Source organism: Desulfovibrio sp. TomC, assembly GCF_000801335.2.
In the GTDB taxonomy this organism is placed as follows: domain Bacteria; phylum Desulfobacterota; class Desulfovibrionia; order Desulfovibrionales; family Desulfovibrionaceae; genus Solidesulfovibrio.
Map to the genome: position 1 here is coordinate 17,468 of NZ_JSEH01000008.1, position 26,906 is coordinate 44,373.

A 26,906-nucleotide genomic window follows, 5' to 3' on the forward strand; every position below is an offset into this window, starting at 1 on the left:
CCCCGGTGGGTCCAGGGCAAAGCCCTGGCAGGGTCCGGGACAGCGTCCCGGCGGGGTCCGGGGCAGCGCCCCGCTATTCCAACGGAAATGTGACGTGGAAGGTCGTGCCGTGGCCGGGTTCGGAGGTGAAGTGAATGGTGCCTTTGTGCTTTTCGACGATGGATAAGGCGATAGAGAGCCCTTGCCCACCGCCCTGCCCGACGCCTTTGGTGGTGAAGAAAGGATTGAAAATCTTATCCTGGAGATGGAGAGGGATGCCTGTGCCAAAGTCGCTTACGGCGACGGCGATGGCATTGCCTTCGAGACGACTGCTTACGCGGATGGAGGCATTGGATGTCTGGCCGTGTTCGCTGGCCTGGGTGGCATTGATGAGCAGGCACAGCAGGAGTTGATTGAAATCACCCGGGACGCATGGCAGTTGCGGCAGATTGTCGGCCAGGTCGGTTTCCACGCCCACGGGATATTCCTGGACGCTTTTGGCCACTTCGATCGTGGCCAGAATGGCTTCGTTGACGTCGATGCAGCGTCGGCCTGTGGCGTCGGACTGGGCGAAGCGTTTGATGGTGCGCACGAAGGAGGCAACGCGTTCGGCTCCGAGCCGGCTTTCGTTCAGGGCCAGGGGCAGTTCGGCCAGCACCATTTCCAGATCATGTTCCTGGCGAAAGGTTTCGATGGCCTGGCGGGCGGTTTCCAGGGCCTGACCGCACTGGGCTTGTTGCAGGGCGACTTCGTATCTGTCGAGCAATTCGATGAGCCGGGTGAGATTGGATTGGGCGAATTCCAGATTCCCGGAGAGGTATTGCAGGGGGGTGTTTATTTCGTGGGCGACGCCCCCGGCCAGCTGTCCGATGGCTTCCAGGCGTTTGGCGGTGGCGAGTTGCCTTTCGAGTTGTCGCAGTTGGCTGATATCGGTGAGGACCTCAAGCGACCCTTGGTAGTCGCCGTCGGGGCCGATCAACGGCGAGGGCGAGACCATGACGGTGACCAGTCGACCGTCGGCCCGGCGCATAGTCAATTCGTAGGGCTCGGCCTGCCCCTGCTGCCGGCCGGCCAGGGACTCCGCAAAGCGCGTGTGGTCTTCTTGCCGGATGAAGGCTGTGGCCGGTTGCCCGACAATGTCGCACATAGGGCGGCCGAGCATGTCGCACAGGGTCTGGTTGGCGAAATCAATACGTCCATCCGGGGAAAGGATCGCCACACCCTGGTGCATGAGGTCAATGAGCGTCCGGTAGAGTCCTTCGCTTTGGGCCAGGGCGATTTCGGTCTTGCGACGGTCGGTGACGTCGCGGCACATGACCACCTTGCCGGTGAATTTGCCGGATACGTCGTGCAGCCGTTCGATGACAACGTTGTAGTGCCGGGCCGTATCGCCGTGTCCGACCGTCTTTTCGATCTCCACTCTGTCGTCGTTAGACTGTTTGAGTTCAGCCAAAACCGGTTCCAGCCAGGGCAACAACTCCTCCAGGGCGCGGCCGCGGATATTCTCATAAACACCAGGCTGTTCCGGCCGGGCTGTTCCATAATACAGCGCCCCGGCCGGGCTGCTGTAACCGATTATCCGCAGCGCGGCCGTATTACAATTCTCCACCCGTCTGTCGGCATCGAGCAGGAACAGACCGTGGGTAATGGATTCAAACACCGTAAGATACTTATTTTTCTCATTTGTCAGAGCAAGATTTTCCCGGGCCAAGGCCTCCTGGGCGTCTTGTCCGGACAGCTCGTTCCAGCGCAGAACGAAAGCGAATTCCATGCGCTCGAAACATGCAGCGACGAAGTCCCGAGCGGCGGCGTGGTGCACGCGCGGCAGTTCATCGACGGCATCCACCAAATCGAGGTAGCTCCGCTTGTAGTATTTGAGCAGCCCCCAGAACATGGGAAGGGTCACGCCGCGGTGGCGATGCACTGCGGCCTCGTGGATGGCGAATGCGGCAATGGGGTCATCGGAAGCAATGGGGATGAGCGGATACTCGTTCGTCCGGCCGTCATGGCATTTGAGGGCAGCGATGATGGCTTCGGTCAGCCCGGCCACGGACACCCGCCAGGCTTCGACCAGGGTCGAGGTGAAGGCCGTATAGCCTTGGGCCTTGGCATAGGCCAGGACACGCTCCATGAGCCAGGTTTCGCCCCGGGAAAGCAGCGTTGCCAGCGTGGAAGTCCAGGGAATGGCAAAGGATTGCGATGGCTCCATAGAGGCTCCCGGGCTTGTCGAACCACGAGGGATTGGCACACCATCCATGATTGCCGAATTGTCTCAAGGCGTCAAATGGCACGCAAGGCCCGGGCCGGGGCGTCTACCGGAAGAGCAGATGGGCCACAAGGACGGCCAGGACCAGGGCCGGGTAGGCGCTGGCCCGGTTGAACAGGGCGGCGGCCTGGGCATCGTCAAGACTTTTGGCCAAGCGCAGGGCCGGGGGCAGCAGGAGCCAGGCCCCGCCAAGGCAGGCGATAAGGGTAAGCGGCGCAGACACGGCCAGGGGCGAGAGGGGCAGGAGGGGCACAGACAGGAACAGGCTGGCGGACAGCATGGCCACAGCCAGCCGGCTGGCTTTGGCGTAGCCCAGGACCACGGGCATGGTGCGCGCGCCGGTCAGGGCGTCGCGGCTGGCGTCGTGCCAGTCGGCGGGGATGTTCTGGCCGCCGATCTCCCAGGTGAAGACCCAGGCGAACAGGCCGACGAGAAACCAGGGCGAGGGGTCCGGGACCACAGCATAGGCGGCGGCCAGAGGCCCCAGCGCCTTGACGACGCCGTTTATGAGGGCGCGCAGGTGGGTGACGGTCAACAGCAGGCAGTAGGTGGTTTCAAGCAGGCAGCCGACGACGAGCAGCCCGGCGCAGACGGGATTTAGGGCATAGGCCCCGGCAAAGGCCACCAGAGCCCACAGGATGAACCAGACGATGGCGCCGGGCAGGGACAGGCAGCCCCGGGCCAGAGGATGGCGGATAAAGGCCGCATCGAGGTAGTTGGCGCGGACGTCCTCGCCGCTGCCTTCGAGCTGGCGCTTGTCGGAGCGGTAGTCCACGATGTCGTTTAGGGCATAGACGGCGGTGTAGCCGGCAAAGACCGTGATGATGCCAAGCGCCACCACGGACAGGGGCGGCATGCCGCCCCGGCACAGCAGGGCCGCGCAAAACGGGCCGGCCAGATCGAGCAGGCCGTGGGGCGTGCGGGACAGGGCCAGATAGACGGTCAGGACAAAGCCCCGGCCTTCGGGAGCGACGCAAGAGGCGGATTTCAAGCGGCTAGACCTCGTCTTCCGGGACCGCCTTGCCGCGAAACACCCGGTACTGGTAGGCATTGTAAAAAAGGACCACCGGCAGGAAGCCGCCGATGACATAGAGCATGATGCGCAACATGGGCGCGGGCGAAGCGGCGGACTCGGCGGTCACCCCCGGCGGCACGATCATGGGGAAAAGGCTTGTGCCAAAGGCCAGAAAGACGAACAGCAGCATGACGGCGCTGTACATCAGCGGCCGGCGTTCCCAGCCCTTGCCCAGGGCCCGGAAATAGAGGGCGGCGTTGAGCACGGCCACGACCAGCAGCAGGATGAACCCTGGCGACAGCCCGGCCCGGCCCGGCCGGCCGACCAGATGGCCGAGATGGCCGTCCAGAAGAATATAGCCCACCAACAGCACCAGACAGCCCACGGCCCCCGAACCGAAGCGCAGGCCCCAGATCCGGGCGGTGTCCTGCAGACCGCCCTCGGTCTTAAAGACCAGCCAGGCAGCGGCGAACATGGGGTAGAGGCACAAGAGCGTGGCGGTCAGCAGGATGGTAAAGGGCGAAAACCAGTCAAACGATCCGCCGACGTAGCGCAGCCCGTCAAAGGCCATGCCCTGGAGGATGCCGCCGAGCAGGATGCCGTGGGCCACGGTGACGGCCACGCTGCCCCAGCCAAAGACCTTGGTCCAAAACCACTTGTCCGCGACCTCGGCCCGGTATTCGATGCCGATGCCCCGGGCCATCAGCGCAAACAGCAGGAACCCGGCCGGCAGGTACAGCGCGGCCAGCACCGTGCCGTAGACCAGCGGAAACGCGCCAAAGAGCACTCCGCCCAGCATGACCAGCCAGGTCTGGTTGGCGTGCCACACGCCTTCAATGCTTTCGACCATGACGTTGTGCCGGGCTTCGCTTTTTTCCAGCAGGCACAGGATGCCAACTCCCAGATCAAAGCCGTCGGTAAAGACGTAAAGCCACAGCAGAAAGGCCAGTATCCAGTACCAGACATCAGCGAGGGTCATCTGTGCGTCCATCTCTGCCGCCTTTGTGCCTGTCCGTGGTTGCCCGAGGGTGACAAGTTTCGTTGCGCATTAGCCGGCCGTGCGCCCCGGCAGATGGCCGGCAGGAGGCATTTCGTCCATATTTGGCCCCCTGCGCAGGAGCTTGCCCATGAAAAAGAGGAAGGCGGCGCTCAAAAGCGTATAGGCCACGATGAACCCGACCAGAGACAGGCCCACTTCGCCGGCGGACAGGTTGGCCGAATGGCCGCCCTCGGTGCGGATCAGGCCATAGGCCAGCCAGGGCTGCCGCCCCACTTCGCGGGTGACCCAGCCCATGACCACGGCCAGATAGGCCCCGCCGGCCATGAGCGCCCAGGCCAGATACAGGGGCTTATTCTCCGAAGCCCGGGCCAGGGTGAGCCGGCCGCGCCGCCACCACCAAAGGGTCCAGGCCATGACCGCGACCATCATGCCGCCAACGCCGACCATGAGGCGAAAGGAATAAAACGGCAGCACAATGGGCGGCCGGTCTTCCTTGGGAAAATCCTTGAGTCCGGGCACGATGCCGGTGGGGGAATGGGTGATGAGCAGGCTTAAGGCATAGGGGATGGAGATTTCAAAAGAGTTGCGTTCATTGGCCGGATCAGGCCAGGCCACCATGTTCCAGGCCGCGCCCTGTCCGGGCTGGTTGGTGTCCCAGTGGGACTCGATGGCCGCCACCTTGGCCGGCTGGAGCCGGCCGATCTCCTGGCCGTTTAGGTCCCCGACAAAGGCTTGGAGCGGGGTCACGACCAGGGCGGCTATGGCGGCGAATTTAAACGAGCGCAGGAAGAAGGCCGGGTGGCGGCCAAGCAGGAGGTTTATGCCGGAGACCGCGCCGATGACGAACAGCGAGACGCTCAGGCATGCCAGATACATGTGGGTGAAGGCCAGGGGCAGGTCCGGGGAAAAGACGGCGGCCAGATAGTCGTCCACCACGAAGATGCCGCCCGCCAGATGGCCGCCGGACGGAGTCTGCATCCAGGAGTTGGCCACCAGAATCCAGAAGGCCGACAGCGAGGCGGCAAAGGCCACCATGATGGTGGCGAAAAAATGCATCCTGGGGCCGACCCGTTTCCAGCCAAAGAGCATGATGTAGAGAAAGGCCGATTCCAGCATGAAGGCCATGGTGCCTTCAAAACCGAGGATCTGGCCGAAGAAGTTGCCGACCGTGGCCGAAAACGGCCCCCAGTTGGCCCCGAACTGGAATTCCAGGGGGATGCCGGAGACCACGCCCACGGCGAAATTGACGGCAAAAAGCCCGGACCAGAAGCGGAACTGGCGGAAATAGGCCAGGTCACGGGTTTTGAGCCACAGGGCCTCGAGACAGACGAGATAGACGCCAAGGCCGATGGTCAGGGTTGGAAAGGTGATGTGAAAGGCCGTGGTCAGGGCGAACTGCAACCGGGACAGCAGGAGCGGATCGGTCAGATAGTCCATGGCAGCTCCCAGGCCCGGTCAGGGGCGCGCGGTTTTGATGGCCACACCGAGGATGAAGAGGCACGACTCGTGGAATCCCGGCAAGAGGCGCAGTCCTTCCTCGGCCAGGGCCGCCCGGAACTCGGGGCCATGGAACCGGTTTTCCCTCGGGTGGGCCAGGATAATCCGGAACAAGGGGTTGGCATAGAGCGGCGGATAGATTTCCTCGAAATAAAACGCGCCTCCCGGCCGCAGCACCCGGGCCGCTTCGGCCACGCCGCGACGCCAATCGGGCAGGTGGTGGATGATGCCGAAGTTGACCACGGCGTCAAAGGCGTTGTCCGGATAGGGCAGTCGCTCGGCGTCGCCCAGGACAAACAGGCGTTTGTCCCACTCGGGTCCCTTGCGCCGGCCGGCAGCCACTTTGACCATGGCCGGGTCCACGTCCAGGCCGTGGTAGAGCGACGGGGCAAAGCGCCGGGCAAAAATGGCGGCCCCGCCGCCGTCGCCGCAGCCGATCTCCAACACCCTGGCCCCGGAGGGGATGGGGTGGGCGGCGCGAAAATAGGACACTTCCCGCCATTGGGCGATTTTGCGGACAAAGCTGCGACAATAGAACCGTTCCGGCCAGTTAACTTCCATGCGTCCCCTCTGCTCCTGCTGTCAGTCTCCCATGTTGCACCAGACAGGCAGGGGCGCTGTCAAGGGAAATCTCTATTGCCGGCTAGCCCTTGCGCCCGGTGAAGATGCGGGCAACGCCGCAGGTGAGGTCGGCGACGCGGCACTGGCCAAACCCGGCCTCGGCCATCTGGGCCAGGAAATCGGGGTCGCGCGGGAAGGCGTCGACGGATTCGACCAGATAGCTGTAGGCGTAATCGGTGCGCGACAGGAAGTTGCCGACCGGCGGCAGGATGCGGTCGAAATAGAAGCGGTACAGGGCCGCAGCCAGGGCGTTTCGCGGGATGCCGAATTCCATGATGTGCATCTGGCCGCCCGGGACGAGCACCCGGTGAAATTCACGCATGACCGCCACCCGCTCGGCAATGTTGCGGATGCCAAAGGCCATGGTCACGGCGGCCACGCTGGCGTCGGCAAGCGGCACGTCCCGGCAGTCGGCCACGCCCAGATGGTAGCCCGTCACATGTTTGCGCTCGCGCTTGGCCCGGGCCTGGGCCAGCATGGCCGGGGAAAAATCCAGGCCGACCACGGTCAGGCGCGGCCGGCGGCGACGAATGGCCAGGGCCACTTCGCCGGTGCCCGTAGCCGCGTCAAGGACGATGCCCGAGGTCGGTTCAAGCATCCCGACCAGCACCCTGCGCCACCAGATGTCGATGCCAAGCGACAGGGCGCTGTTTTGGAAATCATAGGAAAAGGCGATGTCCTCAAACATCCGCCGCACGAGCGTGTCGCGCATGGGTCCCCCCGAAGTTAGCGGCCGGCGCCGGCCGGTTTGACCAGCCGCAAGGTTTGCCATGCCCGGCCCCGGTAGCGCAACCACAAGACCACGGCCATGACGGCGGCGTAGCCGGCAAAGAGCCCCCACAGCCCGACCACCCCGACCCAGCCGTAGGCCACGGCGAAAACGGCCGGGATCACCAGGGCGAACACCGATACCGCCGCCGCCGCCCACATGAGGTAGCGGGTGTCGCCGGCTCCGCGGAGCACGCCAAAGGCCATGTGGATGACGATGTCGCAACAGCCGAGGACAGCAGCCCAGGCAAACAGCGGCCGGCACAGGGCCACGGCGTCGGCAAAGGAGGCGTCGGCGTCGTTTGGCTGAAAGATCCGGGCCAACTGGTCGGGCACGGTCAGGAAGATCACGGCCATGACGCCCATATAGACGGCCATGACCCGCACGGCGCTGCCGGCGGCCCGCACGGCCTCGGCCGGCTTCCCGGCCCCCATGGCCTGCCCGACGATGACGGCCAGCCCCTGGGACAGGCCGATCAGCGGCAAAAAGGCCGGGGTGTTGGCCGAAAGGACGATGCTCGTGGCCGTCAGCTCGGCCCGGCCCAGGCGTCCGGACAGGGCAATAAAGACCATGGCCGCAAACACGTCCAAAAAGACCTGGGCTCCGCCCGGCATCCCCAGCCGCACCAGCCGGGCAAACAGGCCGCCGTCAAAGCGAAAGCCCCGCAAGACGCCGTAGAGCCGGTCGTTGTCCCGGGAAAAGATCAGCAGGCAGTAGACCGCGGCCATGCTGGCCCAGGCCGTGACCGTGGCCAGGGCCGAACCGGCCACGCCCAGGGCCGGCAGCCCGAATTTGCCGAAGATCAGCACGTAATTGAGCGGGATATTGAGGAGCGCGCCGCCGAAATTGACGAACATGATGACCCGCGTCAGCCCCCTACCGCTGAAAAAGGCGGCCAGCGAGGCCTCGAGCACCATGAGTCCGGCCCCGAGCATCAGCACCCGGTAATAGACGATCTCAAGGACGCGCACTTCCGGGGCATGGTCCATGGCCGTAAAAATCGGCCCGGCGGCCAGGGCCAGCAGGGTCAGCGGCACAAAGGACAGCAGGGCGAAATAGATGCCCTGCCAGACCACCCGGCCAACCATGGCGACGAGGCCGGCCCCGACATGCTGGGCCACCAGCACCCCGGCATAGCCGGCTGTGCCCAGGAAAAACGAGGTGAGCAGGAAGAAGGTCACGCCGGCCGGCAGGGACGCGGCCAGGGCGTCCTGGGAATACCAGCCCAGAAAGATGCGGTCGGTCAGGTGCATGGCCGTCAGCGACCCCATCCCGGCCAAAAGCGGCAACCCCAGCCGCAAGACGTGGGCGATGCCGCCCGGGCCGTGCCAGCGTTTCATACTTCGTCTCCGCTGGTCCCGATAAAACCGGGGCCGGATTACAAGGACCGGGCCGGATGGCGGCGGTCTGTCCGAGGGTGGGGGTCTTGGCAAAGTTTTTGCTTGGCGTCAAGGAGCCGGACCGCCGTCCGGGCTCAAACCGAGGAGCCGACCATGCCATCCGCCCCACCGGCCGCAACCGACATCATGGACGCCCTGCTGTGCGCCGACGACGCCACGCCCTACCCGGGCCAGCAGGCCCTGGAACGGCTTATCCGCCGGGCTGCCGCCCCCTTGCCGGCCAAGCCGGCCCCAGGCCCGGAATCCTCCCCGGCCGGTCCCACTCTGCGCCCCGTGCCGGCCAAGGCCAGGCAACGCCAGGCCAAGCGCAAGGCCACCCACTATTTCGCCCCCGAGGCGGTCGGCCGCCTGGAATCAGCCCGCACCGCCCTCGACGTCCTGGCCCGCCAGAGCGCCCCCGGACAAACCCGGCGCGTCAGCAAGTCGGCTGTGCTGGAAGCCGCCCTGACCCTGGCCTGCGACGCCTTTGAAGCGGCCGGTCCCGGCAGCCCGCTGGCCCGCCGCCTGCTGTCGCAGCCCGCGCCCACCCCGCCGAAGACTGGAGGCTGAGCCATGGAAACCGCCCTCTACGCCATCTGCCCCTTCTGCCGGACCAGACAGGATGTCCCGGAAGGCCAGTCCGCAACCGGCGTCATCTGCGCCAAATGCCACCGCCGCTTCAGCATGCGCCGCCCCGAACCGGCCCAGGCTGCGGCCGCCCCGATCCTTCGCTTCGAGCGCCCCCACGGCGCTTTCGAACGCCCGACCCTGGTGGAACGGAGTTTTGAGACCGTTGATCGGCCCGGCGTCGCCCCTTCGGTCACAATGGCCCCTGCCGCCCCGGCTTCCCAGGTCGCCGCAGCCGCCGCAGCCGCCGCAGCCGCGTCCCCGGTTACGGACCTGGAGGAAGAAACCGGACCGCCTATCCTGGCCGAACCCGATGCCGCCGAGGAACTGGCCGCAGCTGCGGCCCTTCGGGCCATCAAAAGCCAGCTCGCCGCCGAACCGGCCCCCTCCCGGCTGCCTGCGCCGGGCGCGGCCAAGGCCCGGCGCATCGGCGTGATGCTCAGCAAAGGCGGGGTCGGCAAAACCACCACCGCCGTCAATCTGGCCGCCGGGCTGGCCGCCCTGGGCCGGCGCGTGCTGCTCATCGACGCCGACACCCAGGGCCAGTGCGCCTTTGCCCTGGGCGTGACCCCGGCCAAGGGATTGGCCGAATTCGTCGAAGGTTCGGCCGATGCCGACACCGCCCTGCTTCCGGCCCGGGAAAATCTCTGGCTGCTTGGCGGCGGCAAGGGACTGGCCGGGCTCAAACGCCTGATCAGCCGCAAGGATTTCGGCGGCGAGCGGACCCTGGATGACGCCCTGGCCGCACTCGACGCCCGCTTTGACGTCATCGTGGTGGACAGTGCCCCGGGCTGGGATGCGCTGACCGTCAACGTGCTCTTCTACGTGCACGAGGTGCTGGCCCCGGTGGCCCTCGAAGCCATGTCGCTGCAAGGCTTTTCCGAATTCCTGCGCAGCTTTGCCGCCGTGTCGCGCTACCGTCCGGAATTGTCCCTGGCCTACATCGTCCCGACCTTTCTCGACAAGCGCGTGCGCGGTCCGGCCGCCCTGGCCGACGAACTGGCCGCGCTCTACCCCGACCGCATCTGCCCGCCGGTGCGCTACAACGCCAAACTCTCCGAAGCGCCGGCCCAAGGCCGCACCATCTTCGAATTCGCCCCCCGCTCCCCCGGAGCCAAAGACTACCACGCCCTGGCCAGGCGCGTCGCGGCTGGTGCGCGAGAGGGAGAATGAGGGGAGGGGGAAGAGAAGGGAGGAAGAGTGCCTCCGGCGGCCAAAGGGCTGAGCCCTTTGGAATCCCACCTGGGGCTCGTTTGACCTGACGGGGTGCGTTGCCAAGTCGACGGGGGAAGTTACGCCGTCAGCCGCAGGCTGCGGCTACCCGAAAACGATTGGGCAGAGACTCTTGTTCGGGGTGCCGGCGACGAAACGTCTTGGCTGCGGGAAAAAAGTTTCACGCAACCCGAAAAAAATTTCCCTCTGCCGCGCCAACGCCGGACGGCCGCCCCACGGGATGTGGAAAGCGGCCGTCCGGTTCGTCTTTTTCAGGAATCAGGTGCAGCTGGAATTTGAGGGGGTTGCCGACCCGAGGCTGACTGCTACTCCACGTTGTGTGGAATGACCTCGGCCGCTTTGGTGGCGCTGACCAGGGTCTTGTCGGTTGGCGCGGCCGGGGCCGGCTTGGCCTTGGCCAGCATGGCGGCGTGGCCGCGCAGCACCGAGGCCAGCACCGGCAGGGACAGCCGGTGGGCCGCAATGCGCGGAATGGCCTGGATCTTGGTCGTGGCCGACACCGGACTGTCGCCGGTGACAAAGAGGTATTCGTAGCCGGCCTCGCGCAACAGCCGGGCGTAGGTCTCGCTCACCGCGCCGTACGGATAGGCAAAGTATTTGGTGTCGTAGCCAAGCACCTGCCGGAAGCGTTCGTGGCTTTTGCGCACGTCCTCCCGGGCGAAGTCCTCGCTTTTGGTCAGTTTCGGGGAATGGCTGAAGGAGTGGTCGGCAAAGGTCGCTTTGGGATAGCTCTTGATCGTGTCGATGTTGGCCTGGGACAGGGTGGCCTTGCAGTACGGATTGGCCGTGTAGGCCATGGGCAAAAACAAGGTAAAGGGCAGATTGCGACGCTTTAAGACCTCGTAGGCCTGCATCACCGTGGCCCAGCCGTCGTCGATGGCGATGACCACCGCCCCGTCGGGCGGATTCTGCCCGGCGGCAACGTCGCGCACCAGTTCATCGATGCCGATGACCTTGTTGCCGTTTTTTTCCAGGAAATCGAGCTGGGCTTCAAACGCCGCCAGGGAAATGGACATGGAGGTGTGAACGCCAAAGCTGTGATACACCAGGATGGTGGCGGCCCGGACTGGCAAGACCTGGGCCAGGAAAAGCAGACAGGTCGCCAGGGAAGTGACGCAAAAAAGCCCCTTGGCGCGCATAGGCACCCCCGATTGAGCGACACCCCGGACGCTCGTTCCGCCGGCCCAACGCCGACAGTACGCCACGGGCCGCATTATGGTTTTGTCGTACCAGAGGCAGGGGCGTCACGTAAACGCCGGGCTGCATCCATAATCGTATTTACGTACACTTGACTGTGATTATAGCCGTAAAAAACCTTGCGTATGGCCTCCTCCGACATAGGCTGTTTCCAGCCCATGGCCCGCAGGATGTTGCCCAGGCTGGCCAGGGCATCCTCGACGTCAAACAGATCGGCCTTGCCGTCGCCGTTGCCGTCCACGGCGTACTTGAGTGCGTTTGACGGCATGAACTGGCAGATGCCGATGGCCCCGTAAATGGAACCGGGGATGGACAGGGCATCAATGCCCTGGGCCTCGGCGTAGCGCAAAAGCGCCCGCAGTTCGCCGTAGGCCCACTCGCCCTTCTCCAGCGCTTTTTTATTGAGCCAGGCCTGACGGTCCGGGGCGGGTTTTTCATAGGTAAACGAGCCGGCCAGCCGGGCCGGGTCTTCGCCGGCCACGAGGCTGGCCAGATTGACCACGGCCACCTCGTCGCCAAGATACCGCCCCACCCGGGTTTCCACCGCCAACAGCGCCACGAGATATTCTTCGGGCACGCCGTAGGTCTGGCGGGTCCGGGCCAGGGCGGCCCGGTTTCGCTCGTAAAATTCCCGGGCCTCGGCCATGCGTTCGGCCGAGAGCACCACATCGTGGACTTCGGCCGTGGGAAAAACAGGAAAGACCAGATCAGCCGGGGCATGGTGCGGGGATTTGTCGAGTTCGGCCAACAGCGCCTCGGTGGCCGTCCCCAGCGGCGGCAGGCCCTCGGAGGCCTGATAGGCCTTGATGGACCAGCGGGTCATGCGATCAAGCTGGCCGTCGGCCGGTCCCGGATGCCAGCCCAGGGCCATAAGCCGGGTCTGGATGTCGGCCACCAGACGCAGGCCGAACTTGCGCATGTACAGGGCGGTCAGTTTGTCGGCCATGGCCTTGGGCGAAAAGACCATCTCGGCCCGGGAGAACAGCCGGCGCAACTTCGCCTCCGGCAGCCCGTCGGCAGCCAGCCGGGTCAGGATCGGCTCAAAGGCCGGATCGACCGTGGAGGCGGCCAGGGCTCCGCTCATGACCAAGGCCACGGTCCCCAGGCCCAAAAACAGGGCCAGGGCGCGCGTGAGGCGAAAAAAAGATCGTCCGGGCATGGCTAGGCCAGCCTCGGCCGGGCCAAGCCGGCGGCCACCCGGGACAGGACGGCCACCACGGCCAGGGAAAAGAGCAACCGGCCGACAAACGTGCCCCACAGGCTGGCCCCGATGAGATACATAAGGAGCGTGTCCTCAATAAGGGCATGGGACAGGCTCATGAGGCTTATGGCCGAAAAGACGTCACGCTGCGCCACCTTGCCTTTTTGCACGTCGTGCAAAATGAGCCCGCTGCCATAGGCCAGTCCCATGACCAGTCCGATGACCGTGATGGTGGCCGCGCCGCCGCCTATGCCCATGAGCCGCAGAAACGGCAGCAGGGCCGCCTCGAAGAGCCTCGTCACGCCAAGCGTCTCAAGCAGGCGCATGATCCCGACCAGGGCGGCGATGACGCAGTAGATCATGCCGAGATTCTTGATTTCTCCAAAAGCCCAGGTCCAAAGGCCGCTGTCTTCGGCCGAGGGGGTAAAGAGCAACGGAGCCGGGTCGGTAAATAGGCCCAGGGCCGAAAAAACGACGTGGAGCAGCATGCCGCAGGCCAGCGCCCCACCCAGACGCAAGACCGCCTGGCCCCAGAACCCCACGCCGCAGCGTTTGGCAATGGCCCCTTCCACAAAGATGTTGTGGGCGATGAGCATCATGGTGGCGATGACGGTCGACTGGGCCACGGTCAGCGGGGCCATGTCCGGGACCAGGGCGGCGTGGACAGCCAGGGCGGCGTAGAGATTGTTGGCAATGGCCGTGGCCCAGGTCAGTCCGCATTCCGGCGGCAGGCCGACCAGACTCATAAGCGGGGCCAGGGGTTTGGCCAGATAGGCGATCCAGCCGAGTTCCTTGAGTATCTTCACGCCAATGAGAATCGGCACCATGACCTTGAACAGATCAAGGCAGATTCTCGCGGCATCGACGGCCACCGCCCGCAGGGCGCGCGGCAGGGCAGAAAAGGCAATTTCCATGGACGTGCGCTATCCGTTTCGCTAGGGCAGGACTTTGTTGCCCCGGGCCATATCCACATAGGCGACGTAGGCGGCATCGCTCATGATGCCGGAGCCGACATAGACGGCCCGCCAGTCCTCGGTCGAAAGGCTCGTGCCTTCCATGGCCGTTTGCAACTGGATGTCGTAGACCATGATGACAAGATATTCCCGGGCAACCGGGCTGCCGGACCGAGCCTGGGCCAGGGCCGCCTCGGTGGTGGCGGCGGCGGAATATTCGCCGGCCCAGGGGGCGACGTAGACGTTTCGGGCCAACCGGACATAGTCGTCGCGGGTTTCGGCCTTGCCGGCCTTGGCCTTGGCTGCGGTGACTTTGGCGCGTACTGCGGCCACGGTTTCCGAGGTCAGGGGCATGGCTTTGGACGGAGCAACCGGAGCGCCGGATTTTGCGGACAGGCCGCCACAACCGCCAAGGAGCAGGGTCAAAGCCAGGATCGCCAGGGCCGCTTTCGCCACCATCTTTGCCTCCGGGGACGTACCGGCCGCAACACCTGTTGCAACCGGCCGCGACAAAATCATTTTCCCGGCCGTTTGTCCATGACGACGGGGCGGATGCACCGCCCCGCCGCAGGGATTTTCGGCGTTATTTGGCGAAGGCGTCGTAGGCGTCAAGGATACGCGAGGAATAGACGAAGGCTGCGCCGGTGTTGAGGGTGATGGCCACGGCCAGGGTTTCGAGGAGTTCCTCGCGGCTGGCACCGGCTTCGACGGCAGCCTTGGCATGGACGGCGATGCAGGTATCGCAGCGGGTGGACGCGGCCACGGCCAGGCTGATGAGTTCCCGGGTCTTGAGATCCAGGGTGCCAAACGCGCTGCCGGCTCCGTCCAGGGCCTTGTAGCCGTCCATGATGCCCGGATTGCCTTTGGCCAATGCGCCCAGGGCCTTGACGGCCTCGCCCAATTTTTCCTGCCAATTCTCTACCATTGCGGCCTCCTGGTTTGTGCCGCCTGCGCGGCGGCGTGGGCCGGGAACACGGACCCCACCGCTCCCGGATAATTCTTGGTGTCCGAGAACGCGGGCGCGGTCAAGGCGGCAGTGGGTCTCAGCGCGTCCCGCACCGGGCCAGGACCTTGTCCACATAGGCTTTGGTTTCCGGAATATCGGGCACGCTGCCGCCCTTCTTCACCCGTCCAGGCCCGGCGTTGTAGGCGGCCAGGGCCAGGCGCACATCGCCGTAAGCCTCAAGCAGGGCGTGCATATAGCGAATGCCGGCTTCCAGGTTGTTGGCCCCGTCAAAGGCGTCGGCCAGGCCAAGATCATGGCCGGTGCCGGGCATGATCTGCATGAGCCCGGCCGCGCCCTTGGGAGAGACGGCCCGCACGGCAAAGCCCGACTCCACTTCCACCATGGCCCGCACCAGCCCCGGGTCCACGCCGTGGCGGCGACAGTAGTAGCGGATAAACGGCATGATTTTGGCGTGGTCGGTCCCGGCCGGCAGACGCATGTAGTCAAACGGCTGAAAGTTCTGGTCGAGTTTCCGGTTACTTAAATGGATGCCGCCTTTGGCGTCGTGGAACTGGTAGATGGGTTCGGCAACGGCTGTTGCAGACACACCGAGGAGGCAGACCAGGGCAAGCGTGGCGTAAGCGGCAGACATGCGGCGATTGTGCTTGGATACGGATGCGTTGGCAACCGTTGCGTTAATGCCGAAAGTCCAGGGAAAAATCGTAGATGGCCACGGTCTGGGTTTGGCCGCCGGTCCCTTCGGTCCAGCCGAAGCGCACCGCGTCCATCCCGGCGTGATCCTGCGAACTGAGGCTTGCGGTGTGATCGAGCAGTGGGGATTCGCCGGTGTAGTCGGCGCTGACGTCGCGGCTGCCTGTCTTGCTCGGGTCGACCCAGGCCAGGACGCGGTAGCGTCCGCGGTTGCCGTCGTCACTGCGATGGACTTCCAGGCGCAGGCTGTGCGCCGTCCCGTCTTCGAGCCAGTTGGGTCCGTTGGCCGGCTTGGCCCGTTGGCAGTAGCCCGAGGAATCCGTAGCCGGGTTGCCCGGGGCGTTGCCGGCTCCATGGGTGTTGTCGTCATAGCTTGTGGAGCCGTCCCCCCAGTACACCACAGCAATATGGTTGGCGTTGCCGGCATCGGCCCGGCTGTTGTTCACTGTCGGCCGACCCTGTCCCGTGTTGGGGAAGGTGTCCACCTCGACGGCGAGTTTGGGCGGCGCTATGCCAAGCCCGGCTGGACCGGGACCGGCATAGCCGAGGTATTCCCCGCGTGACCCGCTCGCCGGACCACCGGCGGCCGTGGCCGGATCATTGGCTGCGGTGACCACGGTGAAGGTGAAACCATCGGCAAAGCGTTTGGAGTCGTCGCTGTCGTCGTAGTTCTGGAAAACGAACACGAAATAGGCGCGTAGTCCCTTGCCAAGCGTACACGCGCCGTTCCGGCAGGTCCCCGCAGGACACACAGCGGTCTGGCAGGAGCCGTAATCGCCGCCGTACCAGATTGCGCCGTTGGAATCAGTCAGTCCGCCGCCCAGACGCAGCCAACCGCCGGCATAGCGGCTGGCGTTTTCGGCCCACAGCGTGGCCCATTCCCCCTCGGCCAGGCCACTGGGCGCATCCGGCAGATCGACGTCAAAGACGAGCATCGACTTGGCGGCGTTGGTGGACTTGCCGACCACAGGCGCGGTAAAATCGTCTATATCGTCATCGAAGGTAATGGGTTTTGCGGATTTGCGCCTGGCGGTGAGCTGGTGGTTGGCTTCGCTTGCGTTGCCGTGGTTGACGCGGCCAAGACTCGTGACGGTATAAAACCCCGAGGCGTCGGGTCCGGCCTGGGACAAGGTGAAGGAACCATTACCCAAGGCGTAAGTGCCGGTCTTGCCAGCGGACCAGTAGTTGAGGCCGGAAAGGGCCATGTAGTAGGCGCTGTGATCTCGGGAGTTGGTGAGCGTTGTCAGGGTCGCGCCCGGGGAAAGTATGGTTACTGCGGCAGACAGTGCGGCAAGGAGTGTAATGCAGACGATGGCGAAAAGCAGGCTGAAGCCTGTTTCATTGTTGTTACCGAACGGGGCACACTTTATGACGAGAGTGCTGACAAACGGGCAACTCACGCAAACATACCTCACCACATGAGCGTTGCGCTTCCTTCGAGAAGAGCGGTACCTTGTCTTTTATTTTATACCCTATACCATGATTGAAGCAAGCATCATCACACCGAGGCCACAATAAACATAAACAAATATAGGCAGTCATCATAAATACAAAAAGGCCTCCCCATTTGCGGGAAGGCCTTTCAAACGGAAAAGGACAACCTCTAGGGTCTTAAAGAAAGGCTAATATTTCGAAAATCAATTTGCTGCGTTGCGACACCGGAACCGCTCGTAAAGCCCCACATGAAATTGGCAAATTTTGTGTTTTCCGCACTTGTTAAAGCCAATGTATCACTAACAGAAACATAGCTTAACTTATCAAGATAACCAGCACTTGGGACAAAATCTCTCTGAGTATCGCTTAACGTACCGGTATGTGACGAAGATTGCGATGCCTTTCCATACACTTGATTAGTACAGCTGGAATTTAAATCACTGCCACTGCATGTTCCAACCCAACTTTTAATAGCGACATTTGTGCCACTCTTCACTACATCCATCCTAAAAAAATAAGTCGTACCCACATTAAAAGAGAAATACTTCAGTTTTGTATTTGAATCAGCAGAAGAATTGCTTGCATTCTTCCCCTCTCCATGCCTAACGTCACTGTACCGTTTAACATTTCCAGCAAAGTTCGCATTAGGACCATAGTATGTTTTCCGATAATATGGGTCGTCCGTTCCCCAATAATCTATTCCGACGTGGTTTGACACCGTACTTCCCCACCCCAAGTCTTTATATGAATCATTCATAAAACCATTATCACTATCACATGAGGCCTTTGTCGCCGTAGGATACCACTCACTGCTGGTATTATTATATGTATCAATTTCAATTCCAAACTTTGGTGGATTCAGTCCTTTTGAAAATCCACTTTGGTCTACATACTCTTTTATTGCACTTGAGAACCCGCCCCCGGTAGAATCGTATACGCGAGAATCTCCGGCATAGCCAAGCATTCCGCCTTCAGCAGAATCACCACCGCTGGAAAGATAATTATTACCCGCAGCATTAAGAAAAGAGACAACAAATCCATCACCAATATTTGTGGCAAATTTAAACGTAAAGAACAGTCTAAACCCATCACCAAAAGGACTCACCCCCTGGGAACTCAACCCAGCATTTGTCCCAGTATACCAAATATTTCCAAATCCGAACGTGTAGTTTTTACCAACAATCAAATTTTTAGTCTTAATATCGGCATTATCGAAACTTTCTGGGATATCCCTGGTCTGACTATCAGAGTACTTGGCATAGTCTGGACGATTGGAAGGATTTAAAAAATTATATTCTCCAAGGTTGGAGGGGGCAATATACGTTACCGTCGCAGCAGATCGGTAATTTGCCTCAGCCCCCGTAGCAGACTGCACAACCCCGAGGGAAACGATCTCATACGTTGTAAAGTCAATAGCCTTCGTAGAAAGAGTAAACTGCTTCCCACTTGAAACTGTATAGGTCGCATTGAGTTTTTCCAAGCCCCAATTACTGCCAAACGCATTTGCGTTGGCCATTTCAACCATGCTCTTTGCGTAATTCAAGCCAGCCAATGAGGCATAATATGCTGAGGATGTCCGCTCACCGGCTAATTTATTCTGCAAAGCTGATGGATTCATGGACGCCGTGGTCGCCGCCAAGCCCCCCAACACGACCAGGGCCGCGATAGCCCAGAGCATTGTCGCACCAGTTGATCGCCCGGAGAACGAGAGGGATCGTCTGATTTGTTTAACCTGTTCAGCGAAAAACCGCATTACGACCCCCTATTGGATTTTATTGACCTTCACGCGGGTCGAATAACTTTGCGACATCCCAACAGAAGTGTCGTCACCCTGCATATTGAAGGAGACACCAATAAGGTTGATACTGGAATTGCTAGAAAAACTCGTCATTGCCGTGGATGAATAGCCCGTATAATATCGAAACTGCAGGCTTCCGGCTGCCACGCCATCAAGAAGCGCATAACTATTCCCACTCTGGCTATAGTATATCGTGTTGCTGTTTTGAGAAATAGTATGGGAAACCCCACCATACGCATACGTCAGATTGGTCGCAGACCCGCTGGACGTTGACGGATCGAGGGCGGAAAACTCGATGGTCATGCGCTGCAAGGCGAGCTGCGCCTTTTGGGCCACCTCGTCGGCGTTGCGCGCCGCCGTGTAACCCCGCACGGCATTGCCCAACATGTTGGTGGCAAACAGTGCGATCATCCCCATAATAACCAGGGCGGCGACCACCTCGATCAGGGTAAATCCCAATCGGTTGGAGAGCTGCGTGTTTTCCCGTCGCATGTCAGCTTCCGCCAGCGAGACAGTTTCCAGCATTGGAACTGAACAGATAGCTCAGCCGGGAACCGGACGTGGCCGTCGGTGCAATGGTGACAAGAAGATACTGATTGACGCTGCTATTCACAAACGTATTTGTTCCATTGAGACAGACGAATCGATTTTCAAGCACATAATAATTCGTTCCACCGCCGTATGTGGACTGATTCCCGCTACCGATACTTGTTTGCAACGCATTAAGATTGCTCACATATGTACTAGTATTTTTTTCAGCAATCATGTTTTCCAGAGCAAGCTGCAACTGTGCGTCGACCTGCAACTGCTTCACGGGGATATCTGATCGTGTCGTTGCCGGATTGAAGAAAGAAACGACCATGACCGAAACGATTCCGAACAAGACGATGGTCATGATCAACTCAAGCAGCGTGAACCCTTTTGCTTTCATGGGATAAGCCCCGTGTACGGCGTCACGGTCACGGTTTGAACCGTCGGTGTTTCCGTGACATTAATATATTGATTGGTGCTTGCAGTGACAGAGGCGCCGCCAATGACCGCGATGTTGGCCGTGACCGGCTGGCCCCGCGAATCGAACAGCACAAGGTTGGCTCCGGACAGGGTGACACCGGTCGGCAGGGTCCGGGAATTGGAAGACTGGCCGGGCAAAATGCCGCCGTTCACATTGGGATTATCTTCCACGAGCTGGTAACTGCCGCTCGATATGCTGATGCCCCAGGTGTAGACATCAGCCATAGCCCGGCTCTGGGCATAGCGGAGGGCGGCCCGCAGAGCGTCCGCTTCGACGATGGCCTGCGTCCCTTTGGTCCCCGGGCGGTTGATGACGGCCAGGGCCAACAGTCCAAGCAGTACCAGCACGGCAATAATCTCAATCAGACTAAAGCCTGCCGCCCGTAACTGCACACAAGACCTCCCTTGTGCTCCAATCAGGCGCAACGAGGATTCGCCCTCGCGGGATGACAATGGCTCCTGCATGCAATCCTCCAGCCTCAATTCAGTCCTAACGCAATTGCCCTGGCCCGGGAAGTCCCGACGACTGCACGCGACCGGATTCACGATTCTCCTGTCAACAGCGTCAGCCCATAACAGCAGGCCCAGGACACAAGCAGTTCCCACCCTCCCTGCCGCCGCGCACAATGCAACAAAACAGAATCAGTCAGAGTCAAAAGGAACACTTTTCACGCCAACACAGCAGAGATACTCAATAATATTCCAAGCGGAGTTTGCGCCAGGCCGCGAGCAGCATCCGCAACATCCGCAGTCCGTTCCAGAAAACCCGGCGCATTTTGGTCACACCAGAAATGCGTTCCTGATAATGAACCGGCAGGTCGTGGATGACCAGTGAGCGCTTGGTGGCCCCAAACAGCAGATCGTAATCACCCCAGAGATCTTCGACGCCCCAGGCACCGATCAAACTTTCGATCCTCTTGAAGTCTTCGCGCCACAGCACTTTTGTACCGCACAGCGTATCCTTGATATAGTGGCCAAAAAGCAGGGAAAAAAGAAAACTGAAGCCCTTGTTGCCCATGAAATTAAGAAACTTCATGGCATTGTTGGCAATGGGATAGACCATGCGACTGCCATTGATCAGATCGCCGGACCCGGCAGCCAGTGCATTGAGAAAATAGGGCAATTCCTCCGGCATAACCGCCAGATCGGCATCAAGAATCATAAGCGCCTCGCCTGTCGCCGCCCGGAAGCCGCACCAGACATTGTGCGCCTTGCAGACGCCAGGGCCGTGAACAAGCCGGATATTTCGGCGCGGATTGTCCCGAATCGCCTGCTCCACGGCGCGCAGCGTCTCATCCGTCGATTTGTCGTCGCAAAAAATGATCTCCGTGCCGCGTCCCATCTCCGGGATGCGGGCCACGGCTGCGGCAATGTTGCCTTCCTCGTTTTTGCACGGAACAATGACCGATACCGAGATGTCCCCGACGGGCCGGGGGCGGGGAACGGGACGGGCCACCAAGACGGAGGTCATACACAAGCTGGAAAGTCCGGGAATCCAGGCCAGGACGCGATTGGCGAATTCGGACAACAGGGGAATCTTTTTCGGCAACAGGACAACCCGAAAGGTCCGGATCAATTCAAATCCGGCCAGATTGAGGAAACACTGCAAATCCTCAATCGACAACCAGTTGGGTTCCATGACCGGCGCACGGCGTCCGCGGCGCGAAGCCCATTCGAGCAGGGGCTGCCACAAATAGTTGTACGAATACAAAATCAACCTGGAACGCGGGCCGCACTGTCGGGCCGCATTTTCCAGAAGCGCCAGCACATCGGGCGTATCCGAAATATTGCTGCAAAGCACATAGTCAAATGGTCCCTGGCCGGCATAGTCCTGGGGCTCGCTACAGACGAATTCCAGATGCGGATAGGCCTTGGCAGCCACCGCGACCATAGCCGGGCTGATCTCCACCCCGATGCCGCGTCCGGGCGCTACGGCATCAAGAAAATACCCTGTCTCGCAGCGCAGATGCAAAACACTGCACCCCGGTTCGATGATATGGCGCAGCAAACGGGCCACTTTCCCGTAATAATAGGGATTGGCATCCACCCAGTGCTGTCGACGGCCAGCCGTGCGCTCCTGAAATTCGCTTCTGGCCCGACGCTCGCCGTCCAGAGCGTCAAGACGCCAGCGTCCACTGTCAACGGGCGGTTCCTGCGACCTCATGTCAACTCCGTAAACGGGCGCGCATCAGCCGCCCGAAGGCTTCCTGCGCAGCAAGAGCAGGCCAAACCGGTTGTCCACCAGCGGTCTTGCGCCGAAAACCGCCACTTCCTCGTACTCTTGTCCGATCCAGCGACATAAGTCCTGACCATAGCCGCGACAGAAAAAATCATAGCCAAACTCTGTCGTATCCCGTTGCATGAAGACAATCCAGTCCGGCGGCGCGGCCTCGTAAATAGCCAGAATATTCTGCGACAAACCAGCCATATAGTCCCAGAGCACAAGATTGACATAGCGGTTGGGATTGGCCCGTCCGGTCAGAAAATTGAGCATCGCCCCTTCCGGCAGGACCGCCAGGGTGTCCTCTGGTCCGGCCAAGTGTTCCAGTTGCGACAGGGCCTCACGCACAAGCGCTCCCCGTGCGTCCCAGGCCATGCTCCCCCGAGCCGTGGTCACCACCTCCGTCTTGCGGGCAAAGGCCAGGACCGAAAGCTGAACCGCTATCAGGGAAAAGAGGCAAACAAACGTCGCGCCAGCGGCAAACACGGAGCGCGGGGCCGTCGCCTTGGCCCCACAAACAGCCGGCAGCACCCGCAACAAGCACACGACCAAAACAAGACACCCCGGGGCAAGCAAAAGCGCCCCATAATGGTACAGATTGGCGTTACAGGCGATTTTGAGGACCAAGGCTGCGGCAAAGCCGACCAGAACCAGCGACATGAGACCCGTCCCGCCCTGCCCCGTACCAGCGCTCCACTGCCCAGCCAACAGCCAGAGCGTCAACGCGGCCAGGAGGAGCGGCCAAGCCTGTGGCAAACGGAAAAACAACTCCGCCTGCTCGGGAAGCGATAAATGCCAAAACACCACAGCCACGCCGGCCATGGCCGCGGCCGGGCCAAGCAGGGAACCTGCCCCGCCGATGCGCCGCGCCAGCACGCCCAGGCACAGCACATAGAGGCAGACCACGCCATTTGCCGCCAGGGACCAGCCCATGGCCTGCAAACTGGCCAGCAGATTACCGCCGCCAAAGACGGTCACGTAGAAGGTATTGCCGTTGATGCTTGGATCAAACATCATGGACCAGGGCTCATAAAAAGCGGCAAACACCTGGGCCGGCGACAGCACCGTGACCAAGGCAGCAAAGGCCAGAACCAGAGGAAGCGCCCAGCCCGCCGCAAACACGCCCAGACAGGCGCCGCCCCGTCCCCGCCGGGGCCAGTCCTGGCGCAAGAGCATCCCCCAACCCAGGGCCAGGGCCAGTCCCAAGGCAAGGCAGATTTCAGGCTTGGTCAGCATGGCCGTCCCGGTCAGGAATCCGGCCCCAAAAGCCGCCCCCATGGTCCGGCGGGCCAGAAATCGCCCAAACAGCGCTAGGGCAAACAGCGCCAGACACAACCCGTAGGTCAGGGCATGGGAATACGGCGTTATGAAATTGTAATTGCCAAGAGACAGAACCTGATTGAGTCCGCACAGCAGCACAAAGGTCCAAACGGCCACCAAGGCGGTGCGGGAGTCGGACTGCGTGCGCACGAGTTTCCACACGGCCAGCGTCGTCGCCAGCAACAGCCCGGCGTTGCTGACCAGCACCACCGACAAGCTCGCTCCGAACAGGCGAAACAGACCAGCCTGAACATAGGGCGACAGCGGACCGTAGGAATACGTGAGATCCCGGTACAGGACGCGCCCCTGGGCCAACTGCCAGGGGATGTAGACTTCCCGACCGAAATCGATCTGCAAATCGCCCCACCGGCCCCAGCCGGCGGACAGCAGATAGGCGCAGACCCCCAGTCCGGCCAGGACACAGAGCATCCAGAAAGCCAGAGCGAGCTGTTTTCTCCCACCCCCGGCTTCCCTGCCGTTTGGCGTGACACCCATGGACTACCGTCCTGCCCGAGTCGTTCGCATCATCCTTCCTTCACGGCCACACCTCGGCGGCTTCAATTCGCCTCAGGGGGCAGCATGGCTGCCATCGCGTCAATATCCTCCACCATCTTGGCGTCGGTCGGCGGAACTTTCAGCCGGGCCAAGGTCAGCAGCACCCGGCCCTGGCGCTCCCGGCCGGAAGCGATGGCAGTCAGGGCCAGATCGTAGAGATCCTTGACGGACGTGGCCGGACGCATGGGATTGGAGATTTCCAAAAGCGTGTTGTAGGCGGCGTTCATCTGGTTAAGCCGGACATGGCTGGCGTAGAGGTTGCGCAGCACCGGCTCTCGTTCGCTGGGCATCGCCCGATCCAACGCTCGTTTTTGCCAGGCAAGGGACTCCTCGAAGCGACCGTTGGCAAACGCCGCCAGTCCCTTGAGGGCGTAACCCATGAACCGATCTGGATACAGGCGCGTGACGACGTCGGCCTGAATCGTTGCCTGGGCCGGGCTGTCGCCGGCCAAGAAGAGCTTGGCCGCAATGGTGTTGGCCGTCAGCCCCCCGGGATACGACTCCAGCAGCCGGCGGCATTCCTCGGCGGCCTTGGTCCGATGTTCCTGATCCATCTGCTCAAAATTGGTGCTTTGCCAGTCTGCATAATCGAGTACCTGCAAGCGAAATCGCTGAACCAGTTCCGGGTACTTCCCGGCATCGGCGTAAACCACCAGGACATCATCAAAATAGACCTGCTCGAATTGGGGAAACTCCGCGATGACCTTTTTAAAGTCCTTGTCGCCAACATGGGCCAGCAGGAATCCGGGGTCGTATTGTCCGATGATGCGGGCCAGCACGTTCTTGTCGCTGAAGGCGGCATTGGCGGCATACAGGTCCTTGGTGGCAAAAAGCATGGTCTGCATATCCATGCCGATCTGGTACTTCGGGTAAAGCCGCCATTCCAGATAACCGCCAGGATTGGCAATATTGTAGACCCGCCCGCCCGGACCCTGCTCCAACAGAAAATTGCACACGCCCTCGGGCAACCGCGATTTATCGACTGGAAAATACGGGCGATGCCCCAGATAGGCGTTGGTACTCCACAGAGTCAGACCGACGCAGACGAGGGAGGCCGCCGCAACAAGCCGCACGTCCCATTGCCGTCGTCTGCGGGCCACCCAGACCGCCAGGGCGTCGCCCAGTATCGGCAGGACCAGCACCATGAATTCAAAGGTGAATCGGATCATCATGGGCAGCATGACCAATGCCCCGGCCAGCAAGACCAGCTGAGCCACCCGCAATTGCCGCAACACGGCCAACCAGATCGCCCCCAACACCGCGCCAACCACCAGGGCGTTGACGGCTGCATCCACCAACCGGCCGTCCAGGGCCAACTGCAGGCCAAGAAATTTCAGAAGCGGCTGGGGAGCCAACTCCATGACCGACAGTTCGTGAAACGGGGGGCTAAAAAAGGGCTTGGGCAACAGATCCAGGCCGGCCGGCGTGGCCAGGATGGCGTAGAGGGAAACGATCAGCGGCCAACGCACCGGCCGCAACGGGTTGGGCTTGGTCTTAAAAAAGAGGCTCTGGCTGAAATATTCGGCCAGATAGGCCCCGAACACCAACAGCAGGACCGGGTATTCCACGCCGTGGATATTGGCCCAGACCACCGTGCAAAGAGGCAGCAGCCAAGCCAGCTTTGGCCGGTAATTGACGATATAGTGGATGAACAGCACAAACAAATAGGTCACAGCGTGCGGCCGCAGGATCAGGTCCCGGGGCTGCAGGGCCAGGGCATAGGCACAGGTCAGGACCAACACGGGCAAAAGCGCGTTTGGCCCATCATCCCGGCAGGCCCGGCGCAGGTAGGCCCAAACGCAGGCAACCGAGGCCAGGAAGATGCAGCCGCGCAGGGCGACCAGGGCCGGATAGCCGGCCAGGGAATACAGGCCGTGGACCAGAAGCTGGTAGAGCCAATAATAATCCAGCCAGGTCTTTTCAGCCTGGATGTAGGAAAAAAACGGTTCGGTCGGCAGGTGCAGATGCTCGGCGATGTAGGCCCCGCCGGTGAGGTGATACCAGAGATCGAAATCCAGAGCGGCGATAGGCCAACGCCCCCAGAGGACGCCCAGACCGAGAAAGAGGAGTACGAACGGAAGGTACGGCCACGTCCTGGTCAGGCGCGGGAACTGTCGCATGGAGCCTCACGAAACGTATTTAAAATGCGGGCGGCACCGGTAGACCGCTGCGGGCTCTTTCCTACGATCAGGAACCGCCAGCCAGGGGGCTCTCCCAGTTTCCAGAGACCTGGACGCCATCAATGGAAGCGTTGATGGACACCGTGCCATCAAGACTCCCAGCACAGGATAAATTCGCAATTGTCGTGGAATCATTGGCAATAACAATATTGCAGGTCCCCTGACTCAGGACGTCCAGAGACAAGCCGGCCACAGTTCTGCGGGCAAAATCCAGGGAGAGTTGGGCCTGGGCAGCGGCCAACAGATTCTCCGCCCCCTGCTTCCGACTTTCTGCTTGCAGCGATTGATACATCGGGATCGCTGCTACGGCCAGGATTCCCAGCAGGACAAGTACCGCGATGATTTCAATAAGGGTGAAACCTTGGGCGGGGTGACGCAACGGCTGTCTGGATGCGTGTGTCTGCATTAGGTACCAAGCGAAAGCGGCGGCGCGGGGGAGAGCGCCGCCGCTTTATAATCAGGCTAGTTGCCGTCCGGATTGTTCCAGTAACCAGTGGCGGTTTGGGGGCCCACGTTGGCAGTGATGGTCACGGCGTTGGTCCCCGTGCAGTTGAGGTTGGCGACAACACCGCCCGCGTTGGAGACGACGACCTTGGCGCATTCCGTGCCCGTGGCAAACGCATACGACGTATTGAGTTTGGAGTTGGCATACCCAAGGCTCAACTGAGACTGGGCCGAAGAGATCAGTCCTCTGGCAGCCTGCATCCGGGCCTGATCCTGCATGTCGAAATACTTGGGCACGGCCACCACGGCCAGGATGCCGAGGATGACCAGGACGGCGATGATTTCAATAAGGGTGAAACCTTTCTGCTCTCTTTTGCGATCACGGGGCTTTAGCATTTCCGTTTTCCTCCGATGGGTTTAGGCCGTTGCGGGCGGCGCTTCATTTCCCTAGCAAGAACCGTGTCACCATTTCAAGGCGGTTCGAAACGACCTGTCTGCACGCCCTGCGAGGCATGCGTAACGCAGGCTGTCTGCCGTTGCGCCCAATGT

The 26,906-nt window shown here is 61.6% G+C and carries 25 protein-coding genes; 2 read left to right on the forward strand and 23 right to left on the reverse strand.

Features of this window, described 5'->3' with window-relative positions:
• Positions 1-73: 73 nt before the first annotated feature.
• The 7 genes from NY78_RS09120 to NY78_RS09150 all read right to left on the reverse strand — a co-directional run bounded on the left by NY78_RS09120 (position 74) and on the right by NY78_RS09150 (position 8,487).
• Positions 74-2,188, reverse strand: a complete 2,115-nt coding sequence (locus NY78_RS09120) for a PAS domain-containing sensor histidine kinase (RefSeq protein ID WP_043634689.1) — start codon at positions 2,186-2,188, stop codon at positions 74-76.
• Between the two features lie 103 nt (positions 2,189-2,291).
• Complete coding sequence (locus NY78_RS09125) at positions 2,292-3,236, reverse strand: UbiA family prenyltransferase (RefSeq protein WP_043634692.1); 945 nt, start codon at positions 3,234-3,236, stop codon at positions 2,292-2,294.
• 4 nt (positions 3,237-3,240) lie between these two features.
• Positions 3,241-4,239, reverse strand: a complete 999-nt coding sequence (locus NY78_RS09130) for a cytochrome d ubiquinol oxidase subunit II (RefSeq protein ID WP_231583887.1) — start codon at positions 4,237-4,239, stop codon at positions 3,241-3,243.
• A gap of 69 nt (positions 4,240-4,308) precedes the next feature.
• Positions 4,309-5,697 carry a cytochrome ubiquinol oxidase subunit I gene (locus NY78_RS09135; protein ID WP_043634699.1) on the reverse strand — a complete coding sequence of 463 codons (1,389 nt, stop codon included), beginning with the start codon at positions 5,695-5,697 and terminating at the stop codon, positions 4,309-4,311.
• Between the two features lie 18 nt (positions 5,698-5,715).
• A complete protein-coding gene (locus tag NY78_RS09140) occupies positions 5,716-6,318 on the reverse strand; it encodes a class I SAM-dependent methyltransferase (RefSeq protein WP_043634702.1) in 603 nt (200 codons plus the stop codon).
• A gap of 82 nt (positions 6,319-6,400) precedes the next feature.
• Positions 6,401-7,090, reverse strand: coding sequence for a ubiquinone/menaquinone biosynthesis methyltransferase (locus NY78_RS09145; protein WP_043634705.1), 690 nt, complete (start codon positions 7,088-7,090; stop codon positions 6,401-6,403).
• 14 nt (positions 7,091-7,104) lie between these two features.
• Positions 7,105-8,487 (reverse strand): MATE family efflux transporter, encoded by a 1,383-nt coding sequence (locus tag NY78_RS09150; protein ID WP_043634708.1) that lies wholly within the window; start codon positions 8,485-8,487, stop codon positions 7,105-7,107.
• 153 nt (positions 8,488-8,640) lie between these two features.
• Between NY78_RS09150 and NY78_RS09155 the strand changes: the two genes are divergently transcribed.
• Together NY78_RS09155 and NY78_RS09160 are read left to right on the forward strand one after the other, a co-directional pair.
• Complete coding sequence (locus tag NY78_RS09155) at positions 8,641-9,096, forward strand: hypothetical protein (RefSeq protein ID WP_047960108.1); 456 nt, start codon at positions 8,641-8,643, stop codon at positions 9,094-9,096.
• Between the two features lie 3 nt (positions 9,097-9,099).
• Positions 9,100-10,326: a ParA family protein gene (locus tag NY78_RS09160; protein WP_043634711.1), complete on the forward strand. Its 1,227-nt coding sequence runs from the start codon at positions 9,100-9,102 to the stop codon at positions 10,324-10,326.
• Between the two features lie 365 nt (positions 10,327-10,691).
• Here NY78_RS09160 and NY78_RS09165 read toward each other — a convergent pair whose 3' ends face one another.
• The 16 genes from NY78_RS09165 to NY78_RS09235 form a co-directional block, all read right to left on the reverse strand.
• Entirely contained in the window at positions 10,692-11,525 is an 834-nt protein-coding gene (locus NY78_RS09165) for a polysaccharide deacetylase family protein (protein WP_043634715.1), read from the reverse strand.
• Positions 11,526-11,599: 74 nt separating this feature from the next.
• Entirely contained in the window at positions 11,600-12,742 is a 1,143-nt protein-coding gene (locus NY78_RS09170; protein ID WP_082139943.1) for a lytic murein transglycosylase, read from the reverse strand.
• Positions 12,743-12,744: 2 nt separating this feature from the next.
• A complete protein-coding gene (locus NY78_RS09175) occupies positions 12,745-13,698 on the reverse strand; it encodes a nucleoside recognition domain-containing protein (RefSeq protein ID WP_043634718.1) in 954 nt (317 codons plus the stop codon).
• Positions 13,699-13,719: 21 nt separating this feature from the next.
• Positions 13,720-14,196: a hypothetical protein gene (locus NY78_RS09180; RefSeq protein ID WP_043634721.1), complete on the reverse strand. Its 477-nt coding sequence runs from the start codon at positions 14,194-14,196 to the stop codon at positions 13,720-13,722.
• Between the two features lie 124 nt (positions 14,197-14,320).
• Entirely contained in the window at positions 14,321-14,662 is a 342-nt protein-coding gene (locus NY78_RS09185; RefSeq protein ID WP_043634724.1) for a carboxymuconolactone decarboxylase family protein, read from the reverse strand.
• Positions 14,663-14,780: 118 nt separating this feature from the next.
• On the reverse strand, positions 14,781-15,335 hold the full coding sequence (locus NY78_RS09190) for a lytic transglycosylase domain-containing protein (RefSeq protein ID WP_043634727.1): 555 nt from the start codon (positions 15,333-15,335) through the stop codon (positions 14,781-14,783).
• 43 nt (positions 15,336-15,378) lie between these two features.
• Positions 15,379-16,794, reverse strand: a complete 1,416-nt coding sequence (locus NY78_RS09195) for a hypothetical protein (protein WP_047960109.1) — start codon at positions 16,792-16,794, stop codon at positions 15,379-15,381.
• Positions 16,795-16,997: 203 nt separating this feature from the next.
• Positions 16,998-18,581, reverse strand: a complete 1,584-nt coding sequence (locus NY78_RS23655) for a hypothetical protein (RefSeq protein ID WP_156180906.1) — start codon at positions 18,579-18,581, stop codon at positions 16,998-17,000.
• A gap of 9 nt (positions 18,582-18,590) precedes the next feature.
• Entirely contained in the window at positions 18,591-19,118 is a 528-nt protein-coding gene (locus NY78_RS09200; RefSeq protein ID WP_043634729.1) for a PulJ/GspJ family protein, read from the reverse strand.
• Position 19,119: 1 nt separating this feature from the next.
• Positions 19,120-19,557 (reverse strand): type II secretion system protein, encoded by a 438-nt coding sequence (locus NY78_RS09205; protein ID WP_043634732.1) that lies wholly within the window; start codon positions 19,555-19,557, stop codon positions 19,120-19,122.
• The gene (locus NY78_RS09210) at positions 19,554-20,102 is read right to left on the reverse strand and encodes a GspH/FimT family pseudopilin (protein ID WP_082139946.1); all 549 of its coding nucleotides are present in this window, start codon (positions 20,100-20,102) and stop codon (positions 19,554-19,556) included. The genes NY78_RS09205 and NY78_RS09210 overlap by 4 nt, the downstream gene beginning before the upstream one ends.
• 226 nt (positions 20,103-20,328) lie before the next feature.
• On the reverse strand, positions 20,329-21,801 hold the full coding sequence (locus tag NY78_RS09215; protein WP_047960110.1) for a glycosyltransferase: 1,473 nt from the start codon (positions 21,799-21,801) through the stop codon (positions 20,329-20,331).
• 24 nt (positions 21,802-21,825) lie between these two features.
• Positions 21,826-23,673: a glycosyltransferase family 39 protein gene (locus NY78_RS09220; protein WP_082139947.1), complete on the reverse strand. Its 1,848-nt coding sequence runs from the start codon at positions 23,671-23,673 to the stop codon at positions 21,826-21,828.
• 62 nt (positions 23,674-23,735) lie between these two features.
• Positions 23,736-25,853 (reverse strand): hypothetical protein, encoded by a 2,118-nt coding sequence (locus tag NY78_RS09225; protein WP_043634738.1) that lies wholly within the window; start codon positions 25,851-25,853, stop codon positions 23,736-23,738.
• Positions 25,854-25,920: 67 nt separating this feature from the next.
• On the reverse strand, positions 25,921-26,292 hold the full coding sequence (locus tag NY78_RS09230) for a type IV pilin protein (protein ID WP_231583889.1): 372 nt from the start codon (positions 26,290-26,292) through the stop codon (positions 25,921-25,923).
• 83 nt (positions 26,293-26,375) lie between these two features.
• On the reverse strand, positions 26,376-26,753 hold the full coding sequence (locus NY78_RS09235; RefSeq protein WP_043634740.1) for a type IV pilin protein: 378 nt from the start codon (positions 26,751-26,753) through the stop codon (positions 26,376-26,378).
• Positions 26,754-26,906: the final 153 nt, after the last annotated feature.